The organism is Glaesserella australis, assembly GCF_003260095.1.
Taxonomy (GTDB): domain Bacteria; phylum Pseudomonadota; class Gammaproteobacteria; order Enterobacterales; family Pasteurellaceae; genus Glaesserella; species Glaesserella australis.
Genome location: NZ_PTPX01000020.1, coordinates 77,908 through 86,616, shown reverse-complemented (window position 1 = coordinate 86,616; position 8,709 = coordinate 77,908). Strand labels below are relative to the sequence as shown.

General features: G+C 38.9%; 5 protein-coding genes. 2 read left to right on the top strand and 3 right to left on the bottom strand.

Features of this window, described 5'->3' with window-relative positions:
* Nucleotides 1-3,365: ESPR-type extended signal peptide-containing protein (locus C5N92_RS10890; protein WP_111750867.1), on the bottom strand; the 3,365-nt coding region annotated here is incomplete at its 3' end.
* Between the two features lie 453 nt (nt 3,366-3,818).
* Between C5N92_RS10890 and C5N92_RS10885 the strand changes: the two genes are divergently transcribed.
* Entirely contained in the window at nt 3,819-4,772 is a 954-nt protein-coding gene (locus C5N92_RS10885; protein ID WP_133254065.1) for a hypothetical protein, read from the top strand.
* A 67-nt stretch (nt 4,773-4,839) separates the two neighbouring features.
* Here the strand turns inward: C5N92_RS10885 and glpK are convergent, their stop codons facing one another.
* Nucleotides 4,840-6,351, bottom strand: a complete 1,512-nt coding sequence (glpK, locus tag C5N92_RS10880; RefSeq protein ID WP_111750865.1) for a glycerol kinase GlpK — start codon at nt 6,349-6,351, stop codon at nt 4,840-4,842.
* A gap of 316 nt (nt 6,352-6,667) precedes the next feature.
* On the opposite strand from glpK, the gene C5N92_RS10875 reads away from it, so the two are divergent.
* Nucleotides 6,668-7,411, top strand: a complete 744-nt coding sequence (locus C5N92_RS10875) for an MIP/aquaporin family protein (protein WP_111750864.1) — start codon at nt 6,668-6,670, stop codon at nt 7,409-7,411.
* 214 nt (nt 7,412-7,625) lie between these two features.
* Here the strand turns inward: C5N92_RS10875 and glpQ are convergent, their stop codons facing one another.
* Complete coding sequence (glpQ, locus tag C5N92_RS10870) at nt 7,626-8,705, bottom strand: glycerophosphodiester phosphodiesterase (RefSeq protein WP_111750863.1); 1,080 nt, start codon at nt 8,703-8,705, stop codon at nt 7,626-7,628.
* Between the last annotated feature and the right edge of the window lie 4 nt (nt 8,706-8,709).

The window sequence follows — 8,709 nt, the reverse complement described above, 5'->3', positions numbered from 1 at the left end:
TCTTTACCATCCACACCATTACGTACTGTCGTTGTTGATGTTTGACCATTACCATCTGTGACTGTGATCGTATGTGTGCCGTCTTGGTTATCTACAACACTTGCAGTAGCATTTTTACCGTCTTTACCTGCTGCACCAGTATCACCCTTAGCACCAGCAGCACCATCTACACCATCACGGATCTCAAATGTTTTACCATCTGAGAAAGTCACTGTAGTCACGCCATTTTCTTTGGTAATGCTAGTTAACGTAACACCATCTTTACCATTTACACCATTTTTTGCTGCTGTTGTTGAAATCGTGAAATTACCATTTTCTTGTTTGATGTCGATATTATCACCAGCGATCAATTTCACTAAATCACCTGGGTTGATTAATTCCTCGGTATTTGTGCCAGTGTTTGTCCCTGTTGTCTTATCTGCAGTAATACGCCACCCACTACTGTTAATAATATTGGCAATATCAAGTGCATTCACAAAATTATTTGCATTCGTACCTGTAGGAACTTGAACACTACCAATATTCCCACCAGTACTTGATGAGTGAATATTTAATGTTGTATTTAAAACGTTATAAGCAATGTTACCATTGTTATCTACTGACACTTGCGTGTTAGTGCCATTGACAAAATTCACTTTGCCTGTTGAATTGGTTGCTGCCGTACCATTGACATTCACATAGTTAAATAGCTGATCGCCTGTTACAGCATGATCTGATCCATTTGCAATGTTGCCATTAGCGATATTACCGACAACTTGTTTTGTGTTGCCGTTATTACGTGCATAAATTTTGGTATTACCCGTGTAAGCAACTGCATTATTTTTTAATGATCCATCCGCTTCTAATTGATCTTCCTTATAGAACTTACCATCAATTAAGACTAATTTTTCACCATTCTCTGTTACATATTCAAATGGAGATTCTGCATTAATTACATAGTTAGTAGAGCCATCCGGATTTGTACCACTTTTTACGGTTGTATTTCGACCTGATTCAACGGTTGTTTTCGCTTTGGTAATGTTTGCTTTAGTACTATCACTAAGATCATAAACAATATTACCTGCTGCATCTGTAGTCACTTTCAATGCATTGGTTGCACCAAAACTTAGGCTATCATCACCCTTAAGCGTCCAAATATCAGCTTCACCATTTGTATTTTGTAAAGCATTTGCTTCATTGCGGATAGAATAAGTATATTTTCTAGTGACATCTGCTTTCTCAGAATCAAGCTTGTGCGCAATAAAATATAACTGTGAACCATTGATAGCATCTGTTGAAGTTGAAGAGATGTTACCTGCAGCTACATTGATAATACGACGTACAGCATCTTGAGCACCAACAGAAACGATTCCTGCTGCATTTAGACCTGCAAAGTTTGAACTGCTATAAGTGATATTTCCCACTTTCGCATCACCAATAGTACTTGGAACACCTTTAGCTGTTGTTACAGAAGATTCACTACTATTTGCACCTAAAATCACGTTGTTTGCTGCTGTTGCGGTAATATTGTTACCCATAATAAAGGTATTAGTTGCACCATTTTGAAGCTGGTTATTATTACCTACTACGCCAGCATGAGATGCGGCTAGCGTATTATTTGTACCAAAACTGTGAGTATTAACTAAATTAGGCTGAATATTAGAACCAGAACCTACAATTGTTGAATTGGTAGCATCCATAGCAATATGGGAGTCGTTACCCAATGCTACAGAGCCATGCGCTCTTTCACCAACCGCAGTACTATTACCCACCGCAACAGAACCGTTACCACGAGCAACAGCAGTTGAACCAATCGATGTAGCATTATCGGCTGTTGCTTGCGATAATTGACCTAGCGCCACAGCACTAAAGCCACTTGATACAGAGCCTGCACCTAAAGCTAATGCTCTACGACCTGAAGAGTTAGCGGTATAACCTAAAGCAATAGATGAAACGTTTGTGGCAACTGCGTTTGAACCAATTGCATAAGCATTAGAGTTCGAAGCACCAGCATTTTGACCTAAAGCAATAGAATCAGCGCCACTAGTATGTGCATGGTCACCAATTGCAATAGACATTGATGCGCCTTCTACTGTTACATTTGCATGACGACCAATAGCAATAGATTGAGCTGCAAGAGCTGTTGCGGAAGGACCAATAGAAATAGTATTATTATTTGCAGCATGTGCTAAGACACCTAATGCTGTCGCATTTAATGCTGATGCATTTGAGTTATAACCAATTGATGTAGAATTCCCAACAGTCGCTTTTGCATTAACTCCTGCCGTTAATGAATATGCCCCTCTAGCGCCTGCTTTATCTCTAATTTTACCTAAGTTAGTTTGAGCATTCCCTTCTCCCTGAGATGGATTATTTTCATTAACATGGAAATAAGTATCTGGGTTTGCTGTTTCTGATATTTTATTTAGTTCAGTAATTACACCAAATAATTGAGAACCATTAATCGCATCCGTTGAGTCTGAACTGATACGACCTGCTGCCATATTAGTGATCGTACGTTTTTGGGAGTCATTGCCAACACTCACTGTTGAATAAGCGCTCGCACCTGCAAAGTTATATGTTGTGCCACGAATAACAGCACTTGGTGTACTAACGACAGCACCTGTTGCTGAACCCGATCCTAGTGCTACAGAACCAGCAATTGTTGCATTTGATTCATGACCAAGTGCTGTTGCAAAATCAGCTGTAGCATCAGCTTCATTACCTAATGCTGTTGCACCAGCCTTGGTTGCTGTCGTATTACGACCCAACGCCATAGAAGATGTACCAGTTGCTGTTGCACTAGTACCAAGTGCCGTAGCGTTTTCTCCCGTCGTTGACGAATTCATACCAATAGCAATACTTCTATCACCAATCGCTTCTGCCGCATTAGTAGGGTTGTTTGCTCCACCAATAGCAATAGCCCTAGTACCGCTAGCTACTGCATTTGCACCAAGCGCAGAACTTTCTCCTCCTGTAGCCTTAGTATTGAAACCAACCGCAGAACCACCATTCCCTGTCGTGGAGTTTGCACCAATAGATGTCCCCCACTCACTTGGATTTGAATTTGCACCTAACCCAGCATAAGTCCCTGCTGCTTGAACATGTACAGAGCCACCATTAGATTGAAGAGGATGATTAGCGCATGATGTAGTTACTCCGCCTTGTTGAAGGCAGTAGCTAGACCATGCCGCATTTGATGTTGCAGCTGCACTTTCTCCACTCACAAAACTACCTGTTGCAACGCCAATTGCTAATGCCATTGTTCCTAAAGCAACCCTTTTATCTGTTTTTGATGAAGATTTTCCGTGAGATCTCGCTAATTCTGATACAACTTCAAGTCTTTGCGTAGAGTGATTCCAAATCACTTTGAAGATCTTATTCATGACATACCCCTAAAAAATAAAATTTAAATCAATGTTTATAAAACGTACAATTAACAGCATTTATTGTTGTATTTCATTTTATCAACACAATCGATCACTTTTCAAACTCACAATGATCACCAAACAATCCAAATATGGTCAAAAAATTTCACAAAAAGATCAAATGTAAAGAAAACAAAAGAATATTTATAATAAAAATTTTCTCAAAAGTGATATTTTTTGATAAAAAAACCTATTAAAAACGAACAACCAATCGTTTGCGTTTAAAAAACAGGCATATACCATGGGTAAAAATCATTTTTGGATCACAAAAACACAAATTTGTCAAGTTTTCATATAAGTGAGCAGTAATGTTATATTTACAAAAATTTACTCAAAAACTGTTCAAGTTGTAACCAAAAATTGACAATTTACGCTATTATTCTGAAAAATTTTGATAAGGGGGAGAGAAGAATGAGACATTCCTATTGTATGATTTCGTGCGCTACAGTCTTGGTATGCTTAGCACCCTATGTACAAGCAAATACTACTTGGGTAGATAAGCAACATATCAGTATCAAAGAAACCTTACATCATTGGTCTAACCAGATTGATCACTGGCTTGGTACACCTGATCCGTCTAAACCAGCTTCAGCAAGTATCCGTATCATGTTAGATAATGAATGGAACCATTACGATGGTTACTCTATTAAGCCCCGTGTCCGTGGTAAAATAAAACTTCCAACGCTTAAACAACACTTAAGTTTAGTCTTTGGAGATGAAGACTTAGATAACCAATCTTGCGATAAAAACCAACTTCATAGAAACTATAAAATTCCGCTAGAACAAGATAAAAAATATGATAGTAAACAGAGCAGAGATGATAATGCATCTTTAGCATTACGTTGGTCGCAACAAGTCCAAAAATTAGGGATTGAGACAGATTTAGATTTAGGAATTCGCTCTGGGGCAGATATATTTTTACGCTTTAAATTAGAAAAAACTTGGCAACATACAGATCTATTTTCTACACGTTTAGAACAAATTTATCGTTATGGTATTAATAGCAAACATTACCTAAGAATAAATGTTGAAAATAAACTGATGCAAACAACTCAATCTTTTCTTAATAATCACACCTTTCTTGAATATAGACATGATATTAATGAAGATATTTTCTGGGGTAATAGTCTATATAAACAATATGATTTTACAGGATATAAACGATTAAACTATGGCTTATTTGTAGGGGGAAAAATTCAGTCAAAAAAAGTCGAGATCAATTACTATGGTCCATTTATAAACTGGCGGCAGCCTATATGGAGAGAATGGTTATTTATTCAACCTGAGTTACATTATTACAATAATAAATCACTTGATAAAAAACATCACTTAGGCGCATTTTTTAGATTTGAAGCCATTTTCTAAAACAAGCAAGCGGTCGGTTATGGTAAATTTATTACCACAAGCGACCGCTTGTAGAAAGAGAAGAAAACTACTCAGCGTCTTCTTTCGCCCATTCTAACGAACGTTTCACCGCACGTTTCCAGCCTTTGTAGCGTCTTGCACGTTTTTCTTCGTCATTATCTGGTAAGAAGGTTTTTTCCACTTCCGCTTTACCACGCAACTCTTCTAAGCTGCCCCAGAAACCTGTCGCTAAACCAGCAAGGTAAGCCGCACCTAACGCCGTTACTTCTAACACTTTCGGGCGTTCGACTTTGGCGTTGAGAATATCGGATTGGAATTGCATTAAGAAGTTATTTGCTACCGCACCGCCATCAACACGCAAGGTTTCAAGTTTAGCTCCGCTGTCTGCTTGCATTGCGTCTAGCACTTCACGGGTTTGGTAAGCGATAGATTCAAGGGTAGCACGCACAATATGATTGCGGTTTGCCCCACGAGATAAGCCGACAATAGCTCCACGTGCATACGGATCCCAATATGGCGCACCTAAGCCTGTAAAGGCTGGCACAACGTACACGCCGTTGGTGCTATCTACTTTGGTCGCAAAGTATTCAGAATCACGTGCGTCGTGAATGATTTTGAGTTCATCACGCAACCATTGAATTGACGCACCTGCCATAAAGATTGAGCCTTCCAACGCATAGCAAGGTTCGCCTTTTGCATTACACGCAATGGTGGTGAGTAAACCGTTTTGTGATTCGACCGCTTGATCGCCTGTGTTCATCAACATAAAGCAACCTGTGCCGTAGGTATTTTTCGCTTGACCAGCTTCAACGCAAAGGTGTCCGTAAAGTGCTGCTTGTTGGTCGCCTGCAATACCTGCTACTGGAATACGCACACCGCCCATTCCGCCGATGTTGGTTTGACCATAGATTTCAGATGAATTTTTCACTTCTGGCAACATTTCACGTGGAATATCGAGCAATTCGAGCATTTTGTCGTCCCACTGTTTTGTATGAATGTTGAACAACATTGTGCGAGATGCGTTGGTGTAATCGGTAACGTGAGTTCTGCCTTGCGTCAGTTTCCATACTAACCAAGTATCGACCGTTCCGAATAAGAGTTCGCCTTTTTTCGCACGCTCTCTTGCACCTTCTACGTTATCCAAAATCCATTTAACTTTCGTGCCTGAGAAGTAAGGATCGACCACTAACCCTGTGGTTTTACGGATATAGTCTGCGTGGCCTGCTTTTTTCAGTTCATCGCAGAATGCTGATGTACGACGACATTGCCACACAATCGCATTGTAAATCGGTTTACCTGTCTCTTTTTCCCAAACGATTGTGGTTTCACGTTGGTTAGTAATACCAATCGCCGCAATTTGATCCGCTTTAATACCCGCTTTCGCCACCACTTCGTTAAGCGTTGAGCTTTGACTTGCCCAAATTTCCATCGGATTATGCTCAACCCAACCTGCTTGTGGATAGATTTGGGTAAATTCACGTTGTGCCACTTCGACAATGTTGGCATTTTTGTCTAATAACACCGCACGAGAGCTTGTTGTGCCTTGATCTAAGGCAATGATGTATTCTTTGTTAGACATAGCATTTCCTTTTAATTGTTTGGAACATGAAATAAATGAACAAATTGCTTGAAATACATTACCCCAAACATATTCGAAAAAAAACAATCACGTATTATTTTTTTGAAATAGATCACATAAAATTTTCAAACGAAACTTAATTTTGTGATCCGCTTAACATTTAAGCAAAATTATTGTTGAATAAAAAACACATCATCAGATAATGCTAAATTAAGTTACTTTTGAGTTTTTAGGAAAGTAGCCCAATAGAAAATGAACAAAATTGCGCAATCAATCATTCAAACTTTATTATAATCAATTGTTAGGAGAGATTCTTATGAATGCTTATCTTGCAGAATTTATTGGTACAGCCATTTTAATTTTGATGGGTAATGGCGTAGTTGCTAATGTATGTCTAAATAAAACTAAAGGACAAAATTCTGGTTGGATCGTGATTACCACCGCTTGGGCATTTGCAGTTTATGTTGCCGTTGTAATTGCAGGTCCTTATAGTGGCGCACACTTTAACCCAGCAGTAACATTAGCGCTTGCAGTGAAGGGGGCATTTGAGTGGAGTATGGTTGTCGGCTACATTGGTGCTCAATTCGCAGGAGCCATTGTTGGTGCATTACTTGTTTATCTTTCTTATAAAGATCACTTCTCTGCAACAGAAGATGAAGGTACCAAACGAGCTTGTTTCTGTACTGAGCCTGCGATAAGAAATTACCGTAATAACTTTATCAGCGAAGCGATTGCAACCTTCGTATTACTCTTTGTGATTTTCTATATTACAGGGGCAGAAATTACAATGCCAGGTGCTACAGAAGCTACGCCAATTGGGTTAGGTTCAGTTGGTGCAATTCCTGTTGCTATCTTAATTTGGGCATTAGGTTTGAGTCTTGGTGGTACTACAGGTTACGCTTTAAACCCTGCTCGTGACTTAGGTCCTCGTATTACGCTTGGCATAATATTAGGCGGTGTATTAAAAACACGTGCAGATTGGGAATATAGTTGGGTCCCTGTATTAGGTCCAATTACTGGCGGTGTGTTAGCAGCAATTGTTTATAATGTAATTATGTAACCCGTTATTTAAATACAAATAAACCCTAAGTAAATATAAATGCTTGGGGTTTTCTATTTTTAATTTTTATATTAAATAAAAAATCGATATTATGTAGCAGTTGCACAAAACTCAGAAAAGCTTGTAGCAACTGCTACATAATACCGTAAAAAATAACAAGCGGTAGGATTTGCAAAATAATTCACAAATCCTACCGCTAATCTCTTTTAGTTAATTATTTTTTCTTTAAGAACTCTACGCCTGTATCAGGGAAATCAGTAAATACACCAGTTGCCCCTGCTTTATTTAATAAAGCATCGTACATTTCGTCAATGTTAGTGAAGAAATCAGGCAAGGCATCTTTACGCACGGTGTATGGATGAAGTTCCATTTTGTATTGTGCAAGCTCTTTAACTAATGGTGTGTAAACAATATTGCCGACCTTCGATTTCTCTTTGTCGATCAACATATACCAGCCTGGTCCTACGCCGTCAGCGTATTTCGCCACTTCCGCCATTGCACCTGGTTTGAACATCCAATCATAATTATAGTTTACCCATTTACCTGATTTATCTTTTTCTTCCGTTTCGTGCCAGTCGGTGTAGGCGACAAGTTGTACTAATTTCACGTCCATACCGAGTTTTGGCAGCAATTCGGTTTTAATGCGTTTTAACTCATTGAAGTCAAAGGTTTGCAGATAAACTAAGTCTGATTTTTGGTCATAGCCATATTTTTTCAGCACTTTTAAGGTTTCAAGGGCAATATCTTTGCCTTCTTTGTGGTGTAGCCAAGGAGCTTTAATTTCAGGGTAGATACCAATTTTTTTGCCGGTAGATTTTTCTAAACCTTGAATAAATTCGATTTCATCTTCAAAGGTATGAATTTTGAAATCGGATTTCCACATCGGGAAACGGTTCGGATAAACTTGTGTCTGTTTACCATTTTCAACGCTGAAATTTTCAGTCATTTCAAGGGTTTGGATCTCTTTTAAAGTGAAATCCGCCACATAGTAGCGACCATCTTTTCTAGCACGATTTGGGAATTTTTTCGCCACATCGGTCAAACCATCAAGGAAATGGTCGTGGATAACCACCAAACGATTATCTTTAGTCATTGCAAGATCTTGCTCTAAATAATCCGCTTGTTGCCCAAATGCAAGGGCTTTACTTTCTAAAGTATGTTCAGGTAAATAACCACTCGCCCCACGGTGAGCAATAATCAGTTTGTCTGATTGAGTTGTTACAGGTGTTGATGTAGAACAGCCTGCTAATACCGCAGCCGCTACTAAGCCTAATGCAAATTTTGTGAGTTTCATTGTT

Excerpts from the sequence above, each read along its gene's own strand:
- glpQ (WP_111750863.1), bottom strand. The coding sequence starts at position 8,705 with ATGAAACTCACAAAATTTGCATTAGGCTTAGTAGCGGCTGCGGTATTA.
- C5N92_RS10875 (WP_111750864.1), top strand. The coding sequence starts at position 6,668 with ATGAATGCTTATCTTGCAGAATTTATTGGTACAGCCATTTTAATTTTG.
- C5N92_RS10885 (WP_133254065.1), top strand. The coding sequence starts at position 3,819 with ATGAGACATTCCTATTGTATGATTTCGTGCGCTACAGTCTTGGTATGC.
- glpK (WP_111750865.1), bottom strand. The coding sequence starts at position 6,351 with ATGTCTAACAAAGAATACATCATTGCCTTAGATCAAGGCACAACAAGC.